Below are 345 nucleotides of genomic sequence, written 5' to 3' on the forward strand. Positions count from 1 at the left end.
CTGGCACCAATGTGCCGATCTGGTTGCTGGGCTCAAGTCTGTTTAGCGCACAATTGGCCGGTGAGCGCGGTTTGCCGTACGCCTTCGCGTCACATTTCGCACCGCGTTTAATGCATGAAGCGATTCGTGTGTACCGCAATCACTTCAAGCCTTCAGCCGTTCTCGACAAACCCTACGTGATGCTCGGGGTGCCCTTGGTCGCTGCCGATACGGATGAGCACGCCGAGTACCTGGCAACCTCCGTGTACCAGCGAATTCTGGCGCTGATGCGCGGCCAAAGTCTGGTTCAGCGTGCGCCTGTGAAGACCATGGATGGCCTGTGGCTACCCCACGAGAAAGAGGCAG

General features: G+C 58.6%; 1 protein-coding gene. It reads left to right on the top strand.

Features of this window, described 5'->3' with window-relative positions:
* Positions 1-345, top strand: a 345-nt coding sequence (locus GHO03_RS24845; RefSeq protein ID WP_153400717.1) for an LLM class flavin-dependent oxidoreductase, incomplete at both ends; no start/stop codon positions are given.

The organism is Pseudomonas sp. FSL R10-1339, assembly GCF_009600545.1.
In the GTDB taxonomy this organism is placed as follows: domain Bacteria; phylum Pseudomonadota; class Gammaproteobacteria; order Pseudomonadales; family Pseudomonadaceae; genus Aquipseudomonas; species Aquipseudomonas bubulae.